21 protein-coding genes are annotated in these 20942 nt (G+C 65.8%); 9 read left to right on the top strand and 12 right to left on the bottom strand.

Annotated features, from left to right (window positions below):
- Positions 1-250 precede the first annotated feature (250 nt).
- From catA to MKP05_RS19970, 3 genes are read right to left on the bottom strand one after another with little or no spacing between them, the layout of a single operon-like run.
- Entirely contained in the window at positions 251-1225 is a 975-nt protein-coding gene (gene catA, locus MKP05_RS19980; RefSeq protein ID WP_240569928.1) for a catechol 1,2-dioxygenase, read from the bottom strand.
- A 60-nt stretch (positions 1226-1285) separates the two neighbouring features.
- Positions 1286-1576: a muconolactone Delta-isomerase gene (gene catC, locus MKP05_RS19975; RefSeq protein ID WP_110285297.1), complete on the bottom strand. Its 291-nt coding sequence runs from the start codon at positions 1574-1576 to the stop codon at positions 1286-1288.
- Between the two features lie 32 nt (positions 1577-1608).
- Entirely contained in the window at positions 1609-2727 is a 1119-nt protein-coding gene (locus tag MKP05_RS19970; RefSeq protein ID WP_240569927.1) for a muconate/chloromuconate family cycloisomerase, read from the bottom strand.
- A gap of 104 nt (positions 2728-2831) precedes the next feature.
- Between MKP05_RS19970 and MKP05_RS19965 the strand changes: the two genes are divergently transcribed.
- A complete protein-coding gene (locus MKP05_RS19965; RefSeq protein ID WP_240569926.1) occupies positions 2832-3734 on the top strand; it encodes a LysR family transcriptional regulator in 903 nt (300 codons plus the stop codon).
- A gap of 195 nt (positions 3735-3929) precedes the next feature.
- Here the strand turns inward: MKP05_RS19965 and pobA are convergent, their stop codons facing one another.
- Positions 3930-5114: a 4-hydroxybenzoate 3-monooxygenase gene (gene pobA, locus MKP05_RS19960; RefSeq protein WP_240569925.1), complete on the bottom strand. Its 1185-nt coding sequence runs from the start codon at positions 5112-5114 to the stop codon at positions 3930-3932.
- Between the two features lie 233 nt (positions 5115-5347).
- Here pobA and MKP05_RS19955 point away from each other — a divergent pair, with 233 nt between their 5' ends.
- A complete protein-coding gene (locus tag MKP05_RS19955) occupies positions 5348-6286 on the top strand; it encodes a helix-turn-helix domain-containing protein (RefSeq protein ID WP_240569924.1) in 939 nt (312 codons plus the stop codon).
- Positions 6287-6322: 36 nt separating this feature from the next.
- Here MKP05_RS19955 and MKP05_RS19950 read toward each other — a convergent pair whose 3' ends face one another.
- Positions 6323-6472, bottom strand: coding sequence for a hypothetical protein (locus tag MKP05_RS19950; RefSeq protein WP_240569929.1), 150 nt, complete (start codon positions 6470-6472; stop codon positions 6323-6325).
- Positions 6473-6610: 138 nt separating this feature from the next.
- On the opposite strand from MKP05_RS19950, the gene MKP05_RS19945 reads away from it, so the two are divergent.
- Both MKP05_RS19945 and MKP05_RS19940 read left to right on the top strand, forming a co-directional pair.
- Entirely contained in the window at positions 6611-8572 is a 1962-nt protein-coding gene (locus tag MKP05_RS19945; RefSeq protein WP_240569923.1) for an FAD-binding monooxygenase, read from the top strand.
- A 162-nt stretch (positions 8573-8734) separates the two neighbouring features.
- A complete protein-coding gene (locus MKP05_RS19940) occupies positions 8735-9205 on the top strand; it encodes a MarR family winged helix-turn-helix transcriptional regulator (protein ID WP_110285306.1) in 471 nt (156 codons plus the stop codon).
- Between the two features lie 110 nt (positions 9206-9315).
- Here MKP05_RS19940 and MKP05_RS19935 read toward each other — a convergent pair whose 3' ends face one another.
- The 3 genes from MKP05_RS19935 to salA all read right to left on the bottom strand — a co-directional run bounded on the left by MKP05_RS19935 (position 9316) and on the right by salA (position 12166).
- A complete protein-coding gene (locus MKP05_RS19935; RefSeq protein ID WP_240569922.1) occupies positions 9316-9480 on the bottom strand; it encodes a hypothetical protein in 165 nt (54 codons plus the stop codon).
- A gap of 135 nt (positions 9481-9615) precedes the next feature.
- Positions 9616-10788 carry an ABC transporter substrate-binding protein gene (locus tag MKP05_RS19930; RefSeq protein ID WP_240569921.1) on the bottom strand — a complete coding sequence of 391 codons (1173 nt, stop codon included), beginning with the start codon at positions 10786-10788 and terminating at the stop codon, positions 9616-9618.
- 58 nt (positions 10789-10846) lie between these two features.
- Positions 10847-12166, bottom strand: a complete 1320-nt coding sequence (gene salA, locus MKP05_RS19925) for a salicylate 1-monooxygenase (RefSeq protein ID WP_110285290.1) — start codon at positions 12164-12166, stop codon at positions 10847-10849.
- 211 nt (positions 12167-12377) lie between these two features.
- On the opposite strand from salA, the gene MKP05_RS19920 reads away from it, so the two are divergent.
- Complete coding sequence (locus MKP05_RS19920) at positions 12378-13283, top strand: LysR family transcriptional regulator (RefSeq protein ID WP_240569920.1); 906 nt, start codon at positions 12378-12380, stop codon at positions 13281-13283.
- Positions 13284-13399: 116 nt separating this feature from the next.
- Here the strand turns inward: MKP05_RS19920 and MKP05_RS19915 are convergent, their stop codons facing one another.
- The 3 genes from MKP05_RS19915 to MKP05_RS19905 all read right to left on the bottom strand — a co-directional run bounded on the left by MKP05_RS19915 (position 13400) and on the right by MKP05_RS19905 (position 15794).
- Complete coding sequence (locus MKP05_RS19915; protein ID WP_181422124.1) at positions 13400-13801, bottom strand: nuclear transport factor 2 family protein; 402 nt, start codon at positions 13799-13801, stop codon at positions 13400-13402.
- Between the two features lie 236 nt (positions 13802-14037).
- Positions 14038-14832 (bottom strand): M48 family metallopeptidase, encoded by a 795-nt coding sequence (locus MKP05_RS19910; protein WP_110285286.1) that lies wholly within the window; start codon positions 14830-14832, stop codon positions 14038-14040.
- 38 nt (positions 14833-14870) lie between these two features.
- Positions 14871-15794: a LysR family transcriptional regulator gene (locus MKP05_RS19905; protein ID WP_110285285.1), complete on the bottom strand. Its 924-nt coding sequence runs from the start codon at positions 15792-15794 to the stop codon at positions 14871-14873.
- 158 nt (positions 15795-15952) lie between these two features.
- On the opposite strand from MKP05_RS19905, the gene MKP05_RS19900 reads away from it, so the two are divergent.
- Genes MKP05_RS19900 through MKP05_RS19890 form a run of 3 tightly spaced genes read left to right on the top strand, consistent with a single transcriptional unit; the run spans position 15953 to position 18935 of the window.
- Positions 15953-16165, top strand: a complete 213-nt coding sequence (locus MKP05_RS19900) for a hypothetical protein (protein WP_089796510.1) — start codon at positions 15953-15955, stop codon at positions 16163-16165.
- Positions 16158-17618, top strand: coding sequence for a sodium:solute symporter family protein (locus tag MKP05_RS19895; protein ID WP_110285284.1), 1461 nt, complete (start codon positions 16158-16160; stop codon positions 17616-17618). The genes MKP05_RS19900 and MKP05_RS19895 overlap by 8 nt, the downstream gene beginning before the upstream one ends.
- Before the next feature lie 18 nt (positions 17619-17636).
- Entirely contained in the window at positions 17637-18935 is a 1299-nt protein-coding gene (locus MKP05_RS19890) for an amidohydrolase (protein WP_240569919.1), read from the top strand.
- Between the two features lie 76 nt (positions 18936-19011).
- Here the strand turns inward: MKP05_RS19890 and gcvT are convergent, their stop codons facing one another.
- Positions 19012-20127 (bottom strand): glycine cleavage system aminomethyltransferase GcvT, encoded by a 1116-nt coding sequence (gcvT, locus tag MKP05_RS19885; RefSeq protein ID WP_240569918.1) that lies wholly within the window; start codon positions 20125-20127, stop codon positions 19012-19014.
- 357 nt (positions 20128-20484) lie between these two features.
- Between gcvT and gcvH the strand changes: the two genes are divergently transcribed.
- Positions 20485-20877, top strand: coding sequence for a glycine cleavage system protein GcvH (gene gcvH, locus MKP05_RS19880; protein WP_240569917.1), 393 nt, complete (start codon positions 20485-20487; stop codon positions 20875-20877).
- The last annotated feature ends 65 nt before the right edge of the window (positions 20878-20942 follow it).

The raw sequence follows: 20942 nt of genomic DNA, 5'->3' as shown, positions 1-20942 counted from the left end.
CGTGGGCCAGGAACAGCCAGTTGCCCTCGAAGATGTGCTTCATCTCCAGGTCGAAGAAATCCGGGTCGGTGAACATGCTGCGGTGGCAGCGGAAGATGCCGGCCTCGGCGTCGTCGACGACGGCGCCGCGGACACGTTCCTCGAGTTGGTCAAGCTTGGTGGTCATGATCCATGTCCTCGATTGTTATGCGGGGAAGGCTCGCCCTGGGGCGGACCTTCCGTTCCACAGGGGTAGGGCGCGACAGGTCGATCAGACCTTGGCGGTGCCGGCCAGCTGGCTGTGCTGGTCCTGCTCGTCTTCCTTGGCCCGCGGGCGCTTGTGACGATGCTGCAGCTCGGGGGCGTCGGTCTTCGCCAGCTCGATGTCGAACACCACCTCGGTGAAGGGGCCTTCCAGGCCGCGCTTCTCGGCCTCGGCCGGATCCTCGATGCGCTTGCCTTCCACCACCAGCTCCTCGCGGGTGGCGAAGGCGAAGTCGTCGAAGGTGTAGGGGTCGCCGGCCAGGTTGATCTGGGTGGTCAGGTGCTTGTGGCCCGGCGCCGAGATGAAGTAGTGGATGTGCGCCGGGCGCTGGCCGTGACGGCCGAGCAAGTCGAGCACCTGCTGGGTCGGGCTGTCCGGCGGGCAGCCGTAGCCGGAGGGGATGATGCTGCGCGCGGTGTAGCGACCCTCGGCATCGGTGATGATGCTGCGGCGCAGGTTGTACTCGCTCTGGGTCGGGTCGAAGAAGGAGTAGCCGCCCTTGGAGTCGGCGTGCCAGATCTCGACCTTGGCACCGGCGACGGGCTGGCCCTCGGTGTCACGCACCTGGCCGGTCAGCCACATCACCTCGGCGTCCTGGTCGGTGCCGTCATCCATGCGCGCGAAGCCTTCGGCCTCGGGGGCGCCGGCCACGTAGAGCGGGCCCTCGATGGTACGCGGGGTGCCGCCGGCCAGGCCGCGCTCGGCGTCGGCAGCGTCCATGCGCATGTCCAGGTAGTGGTCGAAGCCCAGGCCCGGGGCCAGCAGGCCGAACTGGGTGCCGTTGCCCAGCGCGTTGAGCACGCTGACGGCGGACCAGAACTCCTCGGCGCTGACGTCGTAGTCGTCGATCAGGCGGAACAGGTCGGAGAGCAGGCGGTGCATGATCTGCTTGGCGCGCTGATTGCCACCTGTCTGGTCGAAGCCGGCGACGGTGTTCAGGAAGTCCTGCACTTCGGGGGTATCGAAAATCTTCACGGTCATGGTCTTGTCCTCGCGATTATCGTTATGCCCGGCCGGGCCGGGGCTGGCGTGATGGGGTGTTCAGCTATCGTCGTCCCGGATGGACGAGGGATGACGACACAGCGGCTTGACGCTGATCTCCATGTAGGGGAAGAGCGGCAGGTTGCTGACCAGCTCCTGCAGTTCGGCGTTATCCTCGACGTCGAAGATGCTGACGTTCGAGTAGCTACCGGCCACGCGCCACAGGTGGCGCCACTTGCCGGAGCGCTGCAGCTCCTGGGAGTAGGCCTTCTCGGTGGCCTTGATCTCGGCGGCCTGTTCGGCCGGCATGTCCGGCGGCAGCTTGACGGTCATTTCCACCTGAAACAGCATGGGTCTCTCCTCTTCAGTCTGTGCGCGACCCGTTACTTGCGCGAATAGTGGGCCAGCTTGTCTTCGTCCAGGGTGATACCGAGCCCCGGCCCCGTCGGCAGGTCGACGCCAAACTCGTGGTAGTGGAGCGGCTCGACGACGATGTCGTCCTTGAGCAGCAGCGGGCCGAACATCTCGGTGCCCCAGGCCATCTCACCCAGGGTGGCCCAGGCGTGCAGCGAGGCGGCGGTGCCGATGGTGCCCTCCAGCAGGGTCCCGCCGTAGAGCCCGATACCGGCGGCCTGGGCCACATGGGCCAGCTCCAGCACGCCGCTGAGACCACCGGACTTGGCGATCTTCAGGGCGAAGGCGCCGCTGAAGCCGCCCGCTATCAGGTCGAGGCCATCGCGGGCATCCTGTACCGCCTCGTCGGCCAGCATCGGCACGTTGAAGCGGTTGGCCAGGCGGATCAGGCCGGCATGCTCGCGAGCCGGGATGGCCTGCTCGATCAGCTCGATGCCGGCGTCCTGCAGCGCCTGGATGCCGCGCACCGCGGTGGACTCGTCCCAGGCCTGATTGACATCGACCCGTACACTGGCGCGATCCCCCAGGGCCGCCTTGATGGCGGCCACATGGCGCACGTCCTCGTCCACCGGATTGGCGCCGATCTTCAGCTTGAAGTCGCAGTGGCGGCGCTCGTCCAGGCGCTGGAAGGCCTCGTCGATGTCCTGCTTTGTGTCACCACTGGCCAGGGTCCAGAGCACCGGCAGGTGGTCGTGGCGGGCACCGCCGAGCAGCTCGGCCACCGACAGCCCCAGGCGCTTGCCCTGGGCGTCGAGCAGCGCGGTCTCCAGCGCCGACTTGGCGATGCTGTTGCCGCGGACATGACGATTCAGCCGGGCGCGCAGCGCATTGACATTGCCCGACGGCTCGCCGATCAGCAGCGGTGCCAGGTAGGTATCGATATTGCGCTTGATGCTCTCGGGGCTTTCCGGGCCGTAGGCGAGCCCGCCGATGGTGGTGCCCTCGCCCAGGCCCTCGATGCCATCGCTGTGGCGCATGCGCACGATGACCATCGTCTGGCAGGCCATGGTGGTCATGGAGAGCTTGTGGGGGCGGATGGTCGGCAGGTCGACCAGCAGCGTCTCGATGGTGTCGATCACGGATGTCATAAGGGCTCCGAAGTTCGGCAATCTGGTAATTGCGTGGCAGTTTGATTGCAGCGTGAAGATCGAACCAATATTGTTTGGGTGCCCTGCCATACCCAGGAGGTATCATGGAACTGCGCCATCTCAGGTACTTCTGCGTGGTCGCCGAGGAGCTGAACCTGACCTGCGCCGCCGAACGGCTACACATGTCACAACCCCCTTTATCTAGACAGATCAAGCAGTTGGAGCATGAAGTCGGGGCCGAGCTGTTCGAGCGGGGATCCCGCGGCTTGCGCCTGACCACCACCGGGCAGTTCTTCCGTCAGCACGCCATCCAGATCCTCGAAAAGGTGGACGCCACCCTGGAGTCCACCCGACGCATGGCCCGCAGCAAGCGCGTCATGTTCGGCATCGGCTTCGTGCCGTCGGTGTTCTATGGCCAGTTGCCACTGTTGGTGAGGGAGCTTCGACAAAAGGATAATGTCGAGCTGAGTCTAGCGGAGCTGACCACGGTCCAGCAGATCCAGGCACTCAAGGCCGGCCGCATCGATATGGGCTTCGGTCGTCTCAGGATAGACGACCCGGATGTGGAGCAGGAGGTGCTGTTCGAGGAGCCGGTCATGGCGGCCCTGCCGGCGGGCCACCCCCTGGAAGGCACCACCCCGACCCTCGAGCAGCTGTCCCACTATCCGCTGATCCTGTTTCCCGCCAAGCCACGCCCCAGCATGGCCGACATGATGCTCGGACTCTTCCGTCGCCAGGGGCTGAAGGTGGAAGTGGTGCAGGAGGCCAACGAACTGCAGACGGCCCTAGGCCTGGTGGCCTCGGACATCGGCATCACCCTGGTACCCGAACAGGTTCGCCGCGTGCAGCGTGACGGCATCGTCTACACCTACCTCGCCGACAAGCACATCACCTCGCCGGTGATCTGCAGCCGCCGCCGGGGCGAGAAGCCTTCCGAGATCATGCAGGACGCCAACCGGATCCTCGAGGTGCTGGTGGAGAACCGCCGCAGCGGGCGCTATCCCTAAGAGCTCCTTTCACAACCATGTAGATGGGATGGGGCTGTCCGGCGGCCAGCCTTCGCGAGGGCGCTGTAAACCCTTCCCTGGGCGCTACATTTGCCAACCTTGGCAAATGACCCTCGCTACGCCTTGCCCCCGGCGCCCATCAATCGCTGGGAGTTTTGCTAATCGCACGTGGCCCGAAGCGCGAAGCCGTGCAGGCTATTCGAGGGACTCGTAGGGCAGGCCCACGTAGTTCTCGGCGATGGTGGTCAAGCCCGCCCTGGAGCTGGTGACATAGTCCAGCTCGGCCTGCTGCATGCGGGTGCCGAAGTCCTCTTCCTCGGAGAACTTGTGCAGCATTGTGGTCATCCACCAAGAGAAGCGCTCGGCCTTCCAGATGCGCTTGAGGCAAGTCTCGGAGTAGTTCGGGATCAGGTCGGTGCGACCCTCCCGATAGACCTTCACCATCAGCCGGTAGAGGGTGTTGACGTCGCTGGCCGCCAGGTTGAGGCCCTTGGCCCCGGTGGGCGGCACGATATGGGCGGCATCGCCAACCAGGAAGAGACGGCCGTACTGCATGGGCTCGACCACGAAGCTGCGCAGCGGCGCGATGCTCTTCTCGATGGAGGGCCCGGTGACCAGCTTCTCGGCCACCTCGTCGGGAATCCGCCGCTTGAGCTCCTCCCAGAAGCGCTCGTCGGACCAGTCCTCGACCTTCTCGTCCAGCGGCACCTGGAGGTAGTAGCGGCTGCGGGTCTCGGAGCGCATGCTGCACAGGGCGAAGCCGCGCTCGTGCCGGGCGTAGATCAGCTCCTCGGCGACCGGCGGGGTGTCGGCGAGCAGGCCCAGCCAGCCGAAGGGGTAGACCTTCTCGAAGGTCTTGATGCGACCCTCGGGGATCGACTGGCGCGACACGCCGTGGTAGCCGTCGCAGCCGGCCACGTAGTCGCAGTCCAGGCGTACCGTCTCGCCCTCCTTCTCGAAGGTGACATAGGGGTGGTCAGTCTCGAGGTCATGGGGCTGGACGTTGTCCGCCTCGTAGATAGTGGTGCCGCCGATGGCCTCGCGGGCCTCCATCAGGTCCCGGCTGACCTCGGTCTGACCATACACCATCACCGTCTTGCCGCCGGTCAGCCCGGCCAGGTCGACGCGGACCCGGCGGTTGTCGAAGGCCAGCTCGACACCGTCGTGAGGTAGGCCCTCCTCGTCCATGCGCTTGTCGACGCCCGCCTCGCGCAGCAGGTCGACCATGCCCTGCTCCAGCACCCCGGCGCGGATGCGGCTCAGCACGTACTCGCCGCTCTTGCGCTCGAGAATGACGTTGTCGATGCCCTGGCGGCTCAGCAGCTGGCCCAGCAGCAGGCCCGAGGGGCCGGCGCCGATGATCGCGACCTGTGTCTTCATGGGGATGCCTCTATCGAATTCCTGGAGTGGTCAGGGCTATCGCAGTCAGCGCTTTCGCTTGGGGCTGATCCGGCGCCCCTCGTCATGTCCAACCACGACTGTCCTGCCGGCGAAGTCATGAGTTGCATTTTTCAATGAAACACAGACTCAGATAAGGCAAGATTGGCAGTATTACTTGGACATTCCCAAGACACGGTATCGACTTTCGTCTAGATCTTCCCACCGGAGGCAAGATGGCTACTTCGCCTGCCACGGATGTCCCCGTCTTCAAGCTCTACGGCGAGACCCAACACTGGCCAACGCCCGACCTGCTGCACTGCGAGTCGATTCCCGAACGCAGCCGCCTGCACGACTGGCGCATCCCCCCCCACCGCCACGCCGACCTGGTGCACCTGCTGCATGTCTCGACAGGGGACGTGGCGCTCGAACTGGAGGGCAGCACGCGACAGCTACAGGGGCCACTGGTGATCGTGGTACCCGCCATGAGCATCCATGGCTTCCGCTTCTCGCCGGATATCCGGGGCCATATCATCACCCTGGCCAGGCCGCTGGTCGAACGCCTCGATGACCGACTGGCGGAACAGGCCGCCACCCTGACCAGCGCCGCGGCCCATCCCCTGGGCGAGGGGCGGGAGACAGCCCGGCTCGCCACCCTGGTGGCACAGATCGATGACGAATACCGTCATCCTGCGACCGGCCGCGACCACCTGCTGGAGGCGCTGATCCAGGCCCTGACCGTGGAGATCGCTCGCCTCGCCGACCGCGACCCGCAGCTCGGCAGCCGACCGCTGCCCCGCCGCCGGGACCGCGCCCGGGAGCACCTGCAGAACTACCTGGCACTGATCGAGGGACAGTTCCGCCAGCAGCCCGGCATCGAGCAGTTCGCCAGCCAGTTGGGCATGACCAGCGCCCATCTCAACATGCTCTGCCGGCGCCTGGCCGGACGCAGCGCCCTGCAGCTGCTTCACGAGCGGATCCTGCTGGAGGCCAAGCGCCAGCTGACCTACACCAACATGACCATCAGCCAGGTCGCCGACACCCTAGGCTTCTCCGAGCCGGCCTACTTCACCCGCTTTTTCAAGCGGCTCACCGGCCACTCGCCCCGTGACTTCCGTCTGCGCCAGCACACCACCGAGGCCCCGGAAAGCGACGCCCCCGGCCAGGCGCGCTGAGAGCCGGGGGCGGCGTGAGCCGTCGAACGCAGCGGCTCAGAGCAGGAACAGGGTGGTCAGCAGCGCCAGGCGCACGAAGTCCGAGACAATGAAGAGCGCCACGCCCTTGAAGATCTCGCCCAGCCCCACGTGGGGCGCCATGGCCGCCAGCAGGGAGAACAGCATCAGGTAGCTGACCAGTTCCACGCTGCCGGAGACGCGCAGGGCGTTGGTCCCCTAGCACGTGAAAAGGAGGTTAGCAAAAGGTCTAATTGCGGGTCATGGCCAAAATCACAATTGTGATGATCACAATAGTGATTATATAATCAACCCGACGAGGCCCCCATGCAGTTCCATCTCAACGGATTTCAGACCGGCGACCCGACCCTCCACGAGCCCGCCGGTGAGCTCGCCAATGCCGACCAGCTGCCCGAGGAGGTCGACGTGCTGATCGTCGGCTGTGGCCCGGCGGGCCTGACCCTGGCCGCCCAGCTCTCGGCCTTCCCCGAGATTCGCACCCGCATCGTCGAGCAGAAGGACGGCCCGATCAAGCTCGGCCAGGCCGACGGCATCGCCTGCCGCAGCATGGAGATGTTCAACGCCTTCGGCTTCGTCGACAAGGTGATGAAAGAAGCCTGCTGGATCAACGAGACCGTGTTCTGGAAGCCCGACGAGGAGAATCGCAAGCGCATCATGCGTCACGGTCGTATCCAGGACACCGAGGACGGTCTCTCCGAGTTCCCGCATACGGTGCTCAACCAGGCCCGGGTCCACGACTTCTATCTGGAGCTGATGCGCAACTCGCCCACTCGCCTGGAGCCGAACTACTCGCGCCGCGTGGTGGAGGTGGACGTCGACCCCACCAAGGCCGATGCGGTCACCCTAGGCGCCGAGGAGTACCCGGTGACGGTCAAGCTCGAGCGCCTCGTTGAGGCCCACCAGGGCGAGACCGAAACCGTCCGCGCCCGCTATGTCGTGGGCTGTGACGGCGCCCGCAGCGCGGTGCGCCAGTCCCTGGGGCGCTCGCTGGTGGGCGACTCCGCCAACCAGGCCTGGGGCGTGATGGATGTGCTGGCGGTGACCGATTTCCCGGACATCCGCATGAAGGCGACGATCCACTCCGCCACCGAGGGCAATATCCTGGTCATCCCACGGGAGGGCGGCTACCTGACGCGCCTCTACATCGAGCTCGACAAGCTCAAGGAGGACGAGCGCGTCGCCAGCCGCAACATCACCTCCGACCAGCTGGTCGCCGCGGCGCAGCGGATCCTGCACCCCTACACCCTGGACGTGAAGGAGATCGCCTGGTGGTCGGTGTACGAGATCGGCCAGCGCCTGTGCGACAAGTTCGACGACGTGCCCCTCGAGGAGGTCGGCAGCCGCGTCCCGCACGTGTTCATCGCCGGCGACGCCTGCCACACCCACAGCCCCAAGGCGGGCCAGGGCATGAACGTCTCGATGCGCGACACCTTCAACCTGGGCTGGAAGCTGGCTTCGGTGCTGGAGGGCAAGGCTGCGCCGGCGATCCTGGACACCTACACCACCGAGCGCCAGACCGTGGCCAAGGAGCTGATCGACTTCGATCGCAAGTTCGCCAAGATGTTCAGCGCCCCGCCCAAGGGCTCCCCCGAGGGCTCACTCGAAGATCAGGGCGACGGCGTGGATCCCAAGGAATTCCAGGAATTCTTCATCAAGCAGGGGCGCTTTACCGCCGGTACGGCGATCCAGTACTACCCCTCGCTGATCTCCGCCGAGTCGACCCACCAGCACCTCGCCCGCGGCCTAGAGATCGGCACGCGCTTCCACTCCGCACCGGTGGTGCGCCTGTCCGACGCCAAGCCCCTGCACCTGGGCCACACGGTGGAGGCGGATGGCCGCTGGCGGCTGTTCGCCTTCGCCGGCGCCGGCGACCCCACCGCGCCGGAGTCCGGACTCGGCGGCCTGTGCCGCTTCCTGAGCGAGTCCCCGGACTCCCCGGTGCGCAAGCACACGCCGTCAGGGGACGACATCGACTCGGTATTCGACCTGCGCGCCATCTGCCAGCAGGGCTTCCGCGAGCTCTCCCTGGATGCCTTCCCGCAGTTCCTGTGGCCGCGCAAGGGACGCTACGGCCTGCACGACTACGAGAAGGTCTTCTGCCCCGACCTGAAGAATGACCAGGACATCTTCGACATGCGCGGCATCGACCGGGAGCGGGGGTGCCTGGTGATCGTGCGGCCCGACCAGCACATCGCCCAGGTGCTGCCGCTGGAGGCCCATGACGAGCTGGCGGCGTACTTCGACCGCTTCATGCTGGAGGCCAGCTGACTTACACTCTGCCAGCAAGGTCTTTTAAGTTAAGCACGCCGCTCCCGTCAGCTATCTGCCTTGGCAGATGGAATGGGCTGACTGACAGTGCCATTGCATGGAAGCCGTGACCAACTGATGGTCACGGCTTGTTTCTTTCACCACCTCGAGAAGACCGAGAACATGACCGGAGCCCCACTCTCCCAGGCCAGCGCTCTGCCCGGCAACTTGCTCCGGCGCTGCCACCAGATCAGCGTCGCGATCTTCCTGCGCAAGTGCGAGGCACATAACCTCACCCAGCTGCAGTACATCACCCTCTCCGCACTCGAGGAGATGGGCCCCATCGACCAGATCACCCTGGGCGGTTACACCGCGCTGGACCGCAATACCGTGGCCATCGTGGTGCGCAAGCTGGAGGAACGCGGCCTGGTCACCCGACGCCGTAACCCGGAGGACCGCCGCTCCATGCTGGTCACCCTGACCGAGGAAGGCGAACGGCTGCGCAATGACGCCGAGCCGCAAGTAGCCGAGGTGCAGGAAGAGATTCTCGCCCCCTTGAGCGAGAGCGAGCGGGAAACCCTGTGCCGGCTGCTGACACGCATCGCCGACGAGAACAACCACCTGAGTCGCGTACCGGTGCGCCAGGCGGGGTAGCACATCGCCTGAGCCTGTCCCTCCCCAACGAAAAGAGCCAGCGCAATGCGCTGGCTCTTTTCGTTACGTCACGTTGCCGGCTTGCCTTGAGCCAAGCGCGGCCTCTCCCGTTAGATATAGAAGTTGTTGCGCAAGCGGGCCTCGTGCTGACGGTAGGCGCTCTCGGTCATCCGCTCGAGCAGCCGGTAGCTGACCTGGCCGTTGCGCTTGATCAGAGAGGCCTTGGGGGTGGTGGTAGTGGTAGCCGTGCTATAGGAGAGCGTCTGGATGGTCATGGTATTGGACCCGTAATATCTTGAGCATGCTAACAGTTTACCCACTTCTTAGACTTTAGTCCAATCTGTTCGCCGTTAGTCGCATTCGGCCTGTGCCACGCAAGAGGCGCTACGGCCTGCACGACTACGAGAAGATCACATCCGGCAATCGCCATCCGGCGCCTCGAGCTGCTCGTGGGCGACCTCTACCACCTCGTGGCGGCCATCGCGGATCTCGCGCAGGTAAATGTTCTGGATCGGGTGGTGGGAGTCGGAGAAGCGCAGCGGTCCCCGTGGGCTCTGCAGCTCCACCTCGGCCAGGGCCTCGATCAGGGCGTCGCGGTCCGCGGTGTCACCCCCCACCGCCTCGAGTGCCTGGGCCAGCATGGTGCCGGTATCATAGCCATGTACCGCGTAGGCGTCGGGCGTTTCACCGTAGGCCGCTTCAAAGGCCGAGACGAAGGCCCGGTTCTCCTTGCTGTCCAGCGTCTCGGCATAGTGCAGGGTGGTCAGCACCCCCTCCCCGGCGCCTCCCAGCGCCGCGAGGTTACCCTCGGTCAGGAAGCCCGAGCCCAGCAGCGGGATGCTCTCCTTGAGGCCGGCGGCGGCATAATCGCGAACAAAGCTCACCCCACCACCACCGGCGAAGAAGGTGTAGACGGCGTCCGGGGCGATGCTGGCAATCTGGGCAAGGTAGCTCTGGAACTCTGTGCTCGGAAAGGGCACCAGGATCTGTTCGACGATTTCGCCACCCTCTTCGGTAAAAGCGTTCTCGAAGGCGGTCAAATCCTCCTTGCCCCCGGCGTAGTCCCAGGTGATGGTCACCACCTTGCGGTGGCCGCGTTCGAAGGCGACCTTGCCCATGGGGTAGCTGTCCTGCCACATATTGTGCGAGGTGCGGAAGACATTGGGCATGCACAGCTGGTTGGTGGCGGCCTCCAGCCCGGCATTGGGGATGATGGTGATGGCGCCGGTCTGCTTGGCTACCCGCAACATGCCCATGGCCACACCGGAGTGGACTGGCCCGATAACGACGTCGACGCCATCGCCCTTGACCAGGCGGCTCATGTTCTGGGGCGCCTTGGAGGGGTTGGCCTCGGAATCGAGCTGCACGTACTCGACATCACGACCGCCCAGCTGGTCACCGTTCTGCTCGATGGCCAGCTTGAGGCCGTTGGTGATGGCCTCGCCCAGGGCCGCATAGGTGCCGGTATAGGGCAGCATCAGGCCCAGCTTCACGGGCTCATCGCTTTGTGCGAGTGCCGCCGGGCCGGTGAGCAGGGCGCCGACGCCCAGCAGGGAAGTCAAGAGCTTATTGTTTCGTTTCATCATGGTGGTCCTTCGTCAGGGTATTGTCGTTATTGGCGTCGGGCTTTGACCTGTGACTTCAGGCCTGGCGTCCGTCGCTCCCGCGGGGGGCGGCGTGGGTCTCCCAGCCCAACTCACGCCGTGCCGCTGCCACGTCATCGCCGGGATCGTGGTTCCACAGCCAGTCGTAGCGGGTCTCCAGGTTCTCGATCAGCTTGGCTTCATCATCGCCGATGCCGACACCAGCGAACTCGTACACATCCCCCGCTTCATGGGAGGTGCGCTGCACCTGGCAGGTGCGCGCGTGGCGGACCGTCTCGAAGGCCGCCAGCACCTCCTCGGCATTGGTGCGGTCGCAGGCCTTGTCGGTCAGCAGGCTGGCCAGCACATAGGCATCTTCCAGCGCCTGGCCGGCGCCCGCGCCCTGGTGGGGCACCATGGCATGGGCCGCATCGCCCACTAGCAGCACCCGGTCACGACGGTAATGGGGCAGTTCGGGAAGCTCGTGCAGGGCCCAGCGGGTGGGCTCGGGAATACAGTCGAGAATGGCCTGTGAACCAGCCCCCCAGCCATCGAAGACGCCCAGTAGCTCTTCCTGGGTCACAGAGGTGACCCACTCCTCGCCCTCGGGCAGTTGGGGATGCGGGGTAGCGCGGTCGGTAATGAAGGCCACCACATTGATCAGCTGCGACTGCTTGACCGGGAAGGTCAGGATGTGGCGGTCAGGTCCGAGGTACATCTGCGGCACCAGTGCCAGGCGCTTGTCGGCGCCCTTGGCCTCCATGGCGGCCTCCAACTGCTCGGTGGGAATCATGCCGCGATAGGCATAGGTACCGCTCCAGAACGGGCCGAGGTCACCGTATTGCGCCGGCGGCAGCACATGCTCACGTGCCGCCGACTTGATGCCGTCGAAGCCGATCAGGATATCGCCGGTAAAGGTGCGACCGTCCGCGAAGTGCGCGGTGACGCCCTCGCTATCCTGCTCGACCTCCACACAGCGCTTGCCGAACTGGGCGATCCCCTCGGGCAGGTTGGCGACGATGGCCTCCAGGAAGTCGGCCCGGTGAACCGAGGACTGGCCACAGCCCGGCGCCAGGGTGGCGGTCAGATAGGCATCATCGCTGCCGCGCCGCCATTCGAACCAGACATCCTCGAAGGGCGCGGGAGAGGAGTCGGCAATGCGCCGGTAGGACGCCTCCAGGCCGAGCCGCGTGATTGCCCGCACAGCATTGGGGCCGAAGGAGACCCCGGCGCCGATTTCCGAGAAGCGCTCGGCGGCCTCGAAGAGGTGCACATCGAGGCTCGGATCCCGCGAGAGGGCCACGGCGAAGGCAACGCCGCCGATGCCGCCACCGACGATGCCGATGGAAAGACGCTTGCGCGAGGGGCTGGATACCATGGCGGTGTCTCCTGTCAGGGATTATGGTGATGGTCGTCACGCTATTCCCCTGGCCAGGCAGCCGCCACACAACCCCCTGAATTCACCCGATAAGTGACGCTAATAAGACAATGAATCAACCGCTTGCACGCCACATCGCCGCCAGGCATCGACTATTGTCGTATACCCTCAACCTGCCCGGAGCGGCATTCCCCGCACGAGGCGGGCCGGCATGATTCGGCTCTCGGACATCGACATTAACCTGCTGGTGGTCTTCGACCTGCTCTACCAGGAACAGAACACCCAGCGGGTGGCCCTGCGCCTCGGCCTCACCCAGCCGGCGGTCAGCCACGCCCTGAAGCGGCTGCGCAAGCTGCTGGGCGACGAGCTCTTCGAGCGCACCTCCCGAGGCTTGATGCCGACCCCGCTGGCCAGCCGCCTGCACCCGCCGGTGGCCCAGTCCCTGGCCCGGCTGCAGGAGGCCCTCAACCGGCCGGACGACTTCGACCCCGCCGTCAGCGAGCGAACCTTCAACATCGCCATGACGGACATCGGCGAGATCGTCTTCCTGCCCCACCTGCTGCAGCGCCTGGCCGAGGAGGCGCCCGGCATCCGGCTGAGCACCGTGCGCAGCCGGAACGACGACCTGAAGCGGGAAATGGAGGACGGCCGGATCGACCTGGCGATCGGCCTGATCCCCCAGCTCGGCGCCGGCTTCTACCAGCAGGGGCTCTTCGTGCAGCGCTATGTCTGCCTGATGCGCCGTGACCACCCCCTGGCGGCCGGGGACTTCGACCTGGGCGACTTCGTCGCCGCCCACCACGCCGTGGTGGTGGCCCGCGGCACCGGGCACGGCATCGTGGAGGAGTCGCTGGCCAAGGCCGGGGTCATCCGGCCGGTTCGGCTCGAGCTGCCCCACTTCGCCGCCGTGCCCTATATCATCAGCCGCACCGACCTGGTGGTGACGGTCACCGACAAGCTGGCCGAGGCGACCCGCGACCGCTTCGCGCTGACGATGCACGAGCACCCCCTGCCCTTCCCCGAGATCGCCATCAACCTCTTCTGGCACCGCCGCTTCCATCAGGATGCCGGCAACCGCTGGCTGCGCGGCCTGCTGTTCGAGATGTTCGCCGAGTGATCGCAGCGCCGGCCGACTCGCCTACCTTCAGCATCGGCTTGACGGTGGTGCCGTTCTTCGAATCTTCGACGGTCTGGTGGAAATGCGCCGCGGTATAAGACTTTGATCAAGCATGATCATGGCCTGGCCCACGCCGCCCTGCTGCTGTGAGCAGCCGTCTTGTTGGTGATCTTCCAAGCCCCGTCGATCTTCATCAAGGCGATAACATCAACCCAGGAATCCGACAGGTCTTCCGTGTTGTCGAATCCCAGCAAGACACTGGCAATATCTCCAGCCTGGGTCAGCGAAATGAATCGCCCCTTGATCGGCCTGTGGCTGGTCGACCATCGCTCGAAACGGTCGCTGACCAGGCCTTTGCCAAGGCTTCCGTCAGCATCGATGGCGAAAATCCAGGCATCTTCATGGAATGCTTCCTTGAGCTTGTCGATTCCCCCTTGAAAGCCATCGACGTATAGCTGAACGACGCGGACGATCTCATCGTAATCAGGGGCGTTATCAAAAGAAACTGTGCTATCCAAGACTCTTCTCCTATGTGCAGCCAGAGGGTTGATACGAACACATCAGCCGTCACCCCTGCCAGGATTATCGACACTATCCTGCTCCAGGCGGACTTTCTGACCTTGCGGCTTCAGCTTGCCGGCATGTCCCTGGGGCTGCGAGTCGGACTAACGGCGAATACGCTGAGACTCAGGCGCAGCAAGACCCTCAGCCTGTGCATCCTGCTGCCCTGTCGGCTCGGAGAGACCCGCCACGACTACCCGGAGCAGTCGGCCGGCGTGGCGGTGCGATAGGTCGCCACGGCCTCCTCCATGGCCTGCTGCAACGCCTCGATACGTGAGCCGTGGGCCGGATGGGTCGAGAGGAACTCGGGCGGCTGGCCTCCGCCGGCCGCTGCCATGTTGCGCCACAGCGCCACGCTCTGGCGCGGGTCGAACCCCGCTCGCGCCATGATCGCCAGGCCCATCAGGTCGGCCTCCTCCTCGTGGGCGCGGCTGAACGGCAGGCTAATGCCGAGCCGGGCGCCGAGGCCCAGGGCCTGCATCAGCTGCTGCTGTCCCAGATCACCCTCCCCGAAAAATCCCACCAGCAGCAGCACGGCCTTGATGCCGAGTTGCTGGGTGAGACGCTCGTTGCCATGATCGGCTAGCACATGGCCCACCTCGTGCCCGATCACCGCCGCCAGCTGGGCCGGGGTCTCGGCCACCCGCAGCAGGCCGGTATGCACGCCGATGCGGCCCCCTGGCAGGGCAAAGGCGTTGGGGGAGGGATCCTCGAAGACCACCACCTCCCAGGCCTCGGGCAGCTCGGCGGCCGGGTAGCGCACCTGGGCGGCGGCCACCACCTGTCGGGCCACACACTGCACACGGCGGTTGACGGCCGCGTCGCGTGACACCGACTGGCCTCGACGCAACTGGTCGAAGGCATCCTCGCCCATCTGGGCCATCAGGGTGTCCGGCACCAGGGCCAGTTGGGAGCGCCCGGTCGGCGTCTCCTCGCAACCGGCCAGCAGTACCAGGGGTAACAGGTATAGCAGGCACCGCAGGCGCATCGTGCCGTCTCTCTCGTCAGTGGACCAGGCGGACCAGCCTAGCCCGCCTGGCCGGGCGAGGAAACGCCCTCTCTCCCGAACACCTCGTCGACCAGGCCAATCAGGTTGTGGAGTGCCGGCGAGTCATTGGACGAGCGCCAGGCCATCCACAACGGCATTTCACAGGTGATGAGTTCTTCCAGGTGCAGGAAGCGAACGCCCGGCATGGGATGGGCACTGCTGGCCGAGGGAACGATGGCGATCCCCAGGCCGGCCGCCACCATGCTCAGGATGGTGATGTTGTCGGCGCCGTACTGCACCACCCGTGGCTCGAACTCGAGGCGGGCGAAGTGGGCCATCACACGGTCGTAGTAGACCGGTGAGACGCTGCGAAAGCCCCAGACGAAGTCGGCATCCTTCAGCTCGCTCAGGCGGCGCGGTGGCTCTGCAGCCCAGTGCGAGGCTTCAGGCACGGCGAGCATCAGGTGGTCGTGTTGCAGCAGGCGAGTCTCGAGGCCGGGCTGTTCGGCACTGTCCAGGTAGAGGATGCCGGCATCCAGGCTGCCCTCCCGCAGCCGCTCCAGCTGGGGTCCCGATAGCAGCGGGAAGACCTCGAAGGCGACCTTGGCATAGCGATCGCGATAGTGCCTCAGCAGCGCTGCCACTTCCGGCACCCAAAGGTGGGTCACCGTTACCCCCAGGCTTACCTTGCCGATCAGCCCCTGGCCCAGTGCCGAGAGTCGCGTTCGGATCCGGGTGCGCCTGTCGAGCAGTTGGACGGCCTCGTCGTAGAGCGCCTGGCCGGGCACCGTCAGGCTGACCCCACGAGCATGACGCTCCAGCAGTCGGGTGCCCAGGTCCTCCTCCAATAGTCGAACCTGCCGGGTCAGCGCCGGCTGGGCGACGTGCACCTGGCGGCTGGCCGCGGAGATGGAGCCGGTCTCCGCAACGGCAATGAAATAGCTGAGTTGGCGGAATTCCATGGTCGCCTCGCCGACAGATAAAGGGTGTCTCCGACTCTATCCATATCAATACGGCATGTCAGCAATGCCAAAGCTATATTTTTTCTATCGCACAAGGCGTTTCATAGTGTCGGGACAACCCATAACAGGTCTCGCCGTGTGCGAGCTGGACTCTCCCCATGAACAAGACCTATCACCTCCTGACCGGGCTGCACTTTGCGGTGTGCACCCTGGCCATGATCTGGCCCGGCGCCCTGATCGCCAACCGTATCGAGCCCACAGTGCTCGGCCTTCCCTTCCTGTTCTTCTGGTACATCCTGTGGATGCTGGTGCTCTTCGCCGGCATGTGGGTCGCCTTCGTCGTCCGTCACGGAGGTGGCCGCCATGAGTGATTCCCTGATCGTGGTCGGCATCACGCTGGCCTACCTCGCCGCGGTGCTGTGGGTCGGCCTGCGGGCTCGCAACCAGGAAAGCTCCAGCCTGGAGGGCTATGTCGCCGGGGGGCGCCATGTCGGTGTCGTCATCCTGTTCTTCATCCTCGGGGCGGAGATCTTCTCTGCCTTTGCCTTCCTCGGCGCGCCGGGCTGGGCCTACCAGCACGGCTCACCGGCCTTTTACATCCTCGCCTACCTGTCGCTGGTGCCGATCACCATCTGGGCCCTGGGACCGCGGGTGGCGAAGCAGGGACGCGAGCGCGGCTACCTCACCCAGGGCGACATGATCGCCGACCACTACCAGAGCAGGCCGCTGGGCATGCTGACCGGGATCATCGGGGTGGCGGCACTGGTGCCGTATCTGACCATCCAGATCGCCGGTGCCGGCCTGCTGTTCCAGGCAGCCACCGATGGCCTGGTGCCCTTCTGGCTCGGCGCCCTGCTGGCCTTCCTCGTGGTGGCCGCCTATGTGTTCGCCAGCGGCCTGAGTGGCATCGGCTGGACCAACCTGGTGCAGGGCATCATGATGATCGCCATCGCCTGGTTCCTCGGCCTCACCATTCCCGAACGCCTCTACGGTGGCGTGGGTGAGATGTTCACCCAGCTCCAGCAGAGCATGCCCGAGTACCTGACCATGCCCGGTGCCAACGGCATGAGCTGGGGCTACTTCAGCACGGCGGTGCTGGTCAGCGCCTTCGGTGGCGCCATGTGGCCGCACCTGTTCATGAAGTTCTATTCCGCCGATAGCGGCAAGTCCCTGCGCAAGGTCAGCGTCTTCTATCCGCTCTACGCCTACCTGCTGGTCCCGCTGCTGTTCATCGGCTTCGCCGGCATCCTGGTGTTCGCCGAGGAGCCCCTGGCACGCGCCGACACCGTGCTGCTGCGCCTGGTCATGGATGTCGCCAACTTCTCGCCCTGGGTCATCGGCCTGATGCTCTCCGGCGCACTGGCGGCCGCCATGTCCACCGGTGCCAACCTGGCCCATACCGCGGCCGTCGTGCTGGTACGCGACGTCTTCGGTCCCACGGTGATGAAGGGCGCTAGCGAGAAGGCCACGGTATCCGCCACCCGCTGGAGTGTGCTGGGCCTGTCGCTGATCGCCTATCTCTTTGCGCTGGCCAACCCCGCCTCGCTGGTCATGCTGCTGCTGGGGGCCTATGGGCTGCTCGTCCAGCTGTTCCCGATAGTGATCGGCGCGCTGTTCTTCCCGCGCCTGCGCCGTGCCAGCGTCATGCTCGGTGCCCTGGTCGGCAGCGTGGCCTACCTGCTGATGGATTTCGTCTGGGCCTCCCCCTTGGGCTGGCATGCCGGTGTCTGGGCGATACTACTCAACGTCATCGTCGTCGCGGCCTGCCAGTGCTTCATCCAGCCGGCCTCCCAGGACCCGGCCCTGGCCAGCCGACATTCCTGATCATTCCGGGAGACCCTGATGACGATTCACACCCCTCTGCCCGAACTGAAAGACGCGATCGGCGCTCAGACCGACGCCGCCTTCGAGTCGGTCCAGGCGCTCTACCGCCAGCTCCACCAGCATCCCGAGCTGCCCTTCCAGGAGCACGAGACCAGTGCCCGGCTCGCCGAGGCGCTGGAAGCGCTGGGCCTTGACGTGACCCGCGGCGTGGGCGGCACCGGCGTGGTGGCCCTGCTACGCAACGGCGACGGCCCCACGGTGATGCTGCGCGGCGACATGGACGCCCTGCCGATCAAGGAGGACACCGGCCTGGACTACGCCAGCAGGCGCACGGCGGAGACCGAGAGCGGCTCGGTACCGCTGATGCATGCCTGCGGCCATGACCTGCACAGCAGCTGCGTGGTGGGGGCCGCCACGGTGATGGCCGGGCTCCGGGAGCGCTGGCAGGGCACGCTGATGCTGGTCTGCCAGCCCGCCGAGGAGATCTTCGGCGGTGCCAAGGCCATGCTGGAGGACGGCCTCTACGAGCGCTTCGCCCGGCCGGACGTGGTGCTCGGCCAGCACAACATGCCGGCCCTGGCCGGCACGGTGGGCCATATCGCCGGCAGCGCCATGGCCGCGGCCTCGAACCTGGCCGTCACCATCCACGGGGCAGGCGGGCACGGCTCCATGCCCGCCCAGACCGTGGACCCGGTGGTGATCGCCGCCCATGTGGTCACGCGCCTGCAGACCATCGTCTCCCGCGAGGTACCGCCGGAGCAGACGGTGGTGGTGACCGTCGGCAAGTTGCATGCCGGGACCCAGGCCAACATCATTCCCCACTCCGCCGAGCTCGAGATCAATATCCGCAGCTTCGACGACACCCTCCACCGGCAGGTGGTGGAGGCCATCGAGCGCATCGTCCGCGCCGAGTGCGAGGCTGGCCGCTCCCCGAAGCCCCCGGAATTCCACGTGCTCAACGAGACCCTCGCCCTGCACAATGACCCCACAGCGGTGGAACACATCCGCCGTGCCCATGGCCGACACTTCGGCGAGGCCGGCCTGTTCGACATGCCGCGCCTGAACGGCAGCGAGGACTTTCCCTACTTCGGCAATGCCCAGGCCGGGGGCTTCGGTGGCGAGGATATCCCCTACGTCTACTGGTTTATCGGGGCCACCCCCGAGGAGCGCTGGCAGGCCACGCCGGGGGAGAGCGTGCCGGAGAAGATGCGCCACCTGGAGATGCCCCACTCGCCGTATTACTTCCCGGGCAACCCCGTCACCCTGCGCACCGGCATCGAGGCCATGGCGGCCGGGGCGCTCGCCTACCTGGGCTAGTCTCGGCCGGGCACCGACGCCCTGCAGAACGGAACGGGGCCGGCACCCACGGGATGCCGGCCCCGTTCCTTGGTGCTTACTTGCCGCGGTAGTAGCCCGGGGCGACGAAGGGGGTCTTGCTCACCACCATGGGGAGGCGCTTGCCGCGCACCTCGGCATAGACGGTGGTGCCGACCTCGGCGAGGGCGATGGGCACATAGCCCATGGCGACCGGCTTGCCGACCGTGGGTCCGAAGCCGCCGGACGTGACGATGCCGATTCGGTTGTCGTCGGCGTCATGGAGGGGGGCACCCTCGCGAACGGGCGCGCGCCCCTCGCCGAGCAGGCCGACGCGCTTGCGGCGGTGGTCCTTGGCCTCGACCTGGTGGAGGATCCTGTCGGCGCCGGGGAAGCCGCCAGGGCGCTCACCGCCAGGGCGGCGCGGCTTGCCGATGGCCCAGATCAGCCCGCCCTCGACCGGCGTGGTGTCGGTGTCGATGTCATGGCCATAGAGGCAGAGGCCAGCCTCCAGGCGCAGGGAGTCACGGGCGCCCAGGCCGATGGCTTCCACCTCCGGCTCTTCCAGCAGGCGGCGCGCCAGGGCCTCGCTCTGTTCGGCGGGCACCGAGATCTCGAAGCCGTCCTCGCCGGTGTAGCCGCTGCGGCTGACCCAGACCGGGATGCCAGCGATCTCGAAGTGGCCATGCTGCATGAAGACCATGTCGCAGGCCTCCGGGCAGAGACGCGCCATGACCTCGGCGGCCTTCGGGCCCTGCAGGGCCAGCAGGCCGCGGTCCAGCTCCTCCACCGCGTAGCCGTCGGGCAGGTTCTGGCGCAGGTGGGCGATGTCCTGCGCCTGGCAGGCGGCGTTGACCACCAGGTAGAGGTGATCCCCGGCATTGACCACCATCAGGTCGTCGAGAATGCCGCCTTCCTCGCTGGTGAAAAGCGCGTAGCGCTGCATGCCTTCGGGCAGGCCGACGAGATCGGCCGGTACCAGGGTCTCCAGGGCCTGTGCCGGGTTCGGCCCCCGCAGCAGCACCTGGCCCATGTGGGACACGTCGAACAGGCCGCTGGCGGAGCGCGTGTGCTCGTGCTCCTTCTTCACGCCCAGGGGGTACTGGACAGGCATCTCGTAGCCGGCAAAGGGCACCATCCTGGCACCCAGTTCGACATGCAGGTCATACAGTGGGGTGCGCTTCGGGTCACTCATGGGGGTCGCCTCTGGTTGACTGAGAGAGAAGTGCGTCGATCACCGCCTCGGCGTCACCGGACGGGTCGCGCTCGCATGGCTCAGACTAGATGAAGTTTCTTAAAGGAAACAATAGGCGCCTTGAGGAAACATGGGCCCTGTCGGCCTTCTGGACGATGATGTGCTCGACACGCCGGCCTCGGCTTCACTTAAGCAACTGAACTATATGCAATAAGCTGGCAAGAATGCACACCCCATCTCTGTTATTCTTATTTTGACTTACAATATCTCAAAAAATGATATTTGCAGTGACTGGCGTCGAACCTCGAGTGGCTCTAGGATCATTGCCGTGAAACAAATTTCTTATAGGAAACACGCATGAGCTCGCTCCTCCCCAACCTGCGTTACGCCGAAAGCCATGAATGGGTGCTGGACAACGGCGACGGCACCGTGACTATCGGCATCACCGACCATGCTCAGGAAGCGCTGGGCGACATCGTCTTCGTCGAGCTGCCCGAGGTAGGCCAGACCCTGGCCCTCAAGGACGAGTTCGGTGTCATCGAATCGGTCAAGGCCGCCTCCGACCTCTATGCCCCGGTGGCCGGCGAGATCGTCGAGGTCAACGAGGCCCTCGAGGACGCCCCGGAGAGCGTCAACGAGTCGCCCTATGAGGATGGCTGGATCATGAAGGTGCGCATCACCGATGCCACCGCCCTCGATGCCCTGCTCGACGCCGACGGCTACCAGGCCGTGGCCGACGCCGACGACTGATCCCGCTATCGCCGACCTCCGCCCCCCGGCCACCCCGGCCGGGGACGCTTTTCGCCGACCGCCGC

Origin of the sequence: Halomonas flagellata, from assembly GCF_022487945.1 — a bacterium.
Classification (GTDB): Bacteria; Pseudomonadota; Gammaproteobacteria; order Pseudomonadales; family Halomonadaceae; genus Halomonas; species Halomonas flagellata.
Note: the sequence above shows the minus strand (reverse complement) of the source record. Positions and strands in the feature narration are given on the sequence as shown.

Excerpts from the sequence above, each read along its gene's own strand:
- catA (WP_240569928.1), bottom strand. The coding sequence starts at position 1,225 with ATGACCGTGAAGATTTTCGATACCCCCGAAGTGCAGGACTTCCTGAAC.
- MKP05_RS19955 (WP_240569924.1), top strand. The coding sequence starts at position 5,348 with ATGGCTACTTCGCCTGCCACGGATGTCCCCGTCTTCAAGCTCTACGGC.
- MKP05_RS19920 (WP_240569920.1), top strand. The coding sequence starts at position 12,378 with ATGATTCGGCTCTCGGACATCGACATTAACCTGCTGGTGGTCTTCGAC.
- pobA (WP_240569925.1), bottom strand. The coding sequence starts at position 5,114 with ATGAAGACACAGGTCGCGATCATCGGCGCCGGCCCCTCGGGCCTGCTG.
- MKP05_RS19890 (WP_240569919.1), top strand. The coding sequence starts at position 17,637 with ATGACGATTCACACCCCTCTGCCCGAACTGAAAGACGCGATCGGCGCT.
- MKP05_RS19935 (WP_240569922.1), bottom strand. The coding sequence starts at position 9,480 with ATGACCATCCAGACGCTCTCCTATAGCACGGCTACCACTACCACCACC.
- MKP05_RS19900 (WP_089796510.1), top strand. The coding sequence starts at position 15,953 with ATGAACAAGACCTATCACCTCCTGACCGGGCTGCACTTTGCGGTGTGC.
- MKP05_RS19910 (WP_110285286.1), bottom strand. The coding sequence starts at position 14,832 with ATGCGCCTGCGGTGCCTGCTATACCTGTTACCCCTGGTACTGCTGGCC.
- MKP05_RS19965 (WP_240569926.1), top strand. The coding sequence starts at position 2,832 with ATGGAACTGCGCCATCTCAGGTACTTCTGCGTGGTCGCCGAGGAGCTG.
- MKP05_RS19940 (WP_110285306.1), top strand. The coding sequence starts at position 8,735 with ATGACCGGAGCCCCACTCTCCCAGGCCAGCGCTCTGCCCGGCAACTTG.
- salA (WP_110285290.1), bottom strand. The coding sequence starts at position 12,166 with ATGGTATCCAGCCCCTCGCGCAAGCGTCTTTCCATCGGCATCGTCGGT.
- gcvT (WP_240569918.1), bottom strand. The coding sequence starts at position 20,127 with ATGAGTGACCCGAAGCGCACCCCACTGTATGACCTGCATGTCGAACTG.
- MKP05_RS19905 (WP_110285285.1), bottom strand. The coding sequence starts at position 15,794 with ATGGAATTCCGCCAACTCAGCTATTTCATTGCCGTTGCGGAGACCGGC.
- catC (WP_110285297.1), bottom strand. The coding sequence starts at position 1,576 with ATGCTGTTTCAGGTGGAAATGACCGTCAAGCTGCCGCCGGACATGCCG.
- MKP05_RS19895 (WP_110285284.1), top strand. The coding sequence starts at position 16,158 with ATGAGTGATTCCCTGATCGTGGTCGGCATCACGCTGGCCTACCTCGCC.
- gcvH (WP_240569917.1), top strand. The coding sequence starts at position 20,485 with ATGAGCTCGCTCCTCCCCAACCTGCGTTACGCCGAAAGCCATGAATGG.
- MKP05_RS19930 (WP_240569921.1), bottom strand. The coding sequence starts at position 10,788 with ATGAAACGAAACAATAAGCTCTTGACTTCCCTGCTGGGCGTCGGCGCC.
- MKP05_RS19970 (WP_240569927.1), bottom strand. The coding sequence starts at position 2,727 with ATGACATCCGTGATCGACACCATCGAGACGCTGCTGGTCGACCTGCCG.
- MKP05_RS19945 (WP_240569923.1), top strand. The coding sequence starts at position 6,611 with ATGCAGTTCCATCTCAACGGATTTCAGACCGGCGACCCGACCCTCCAC.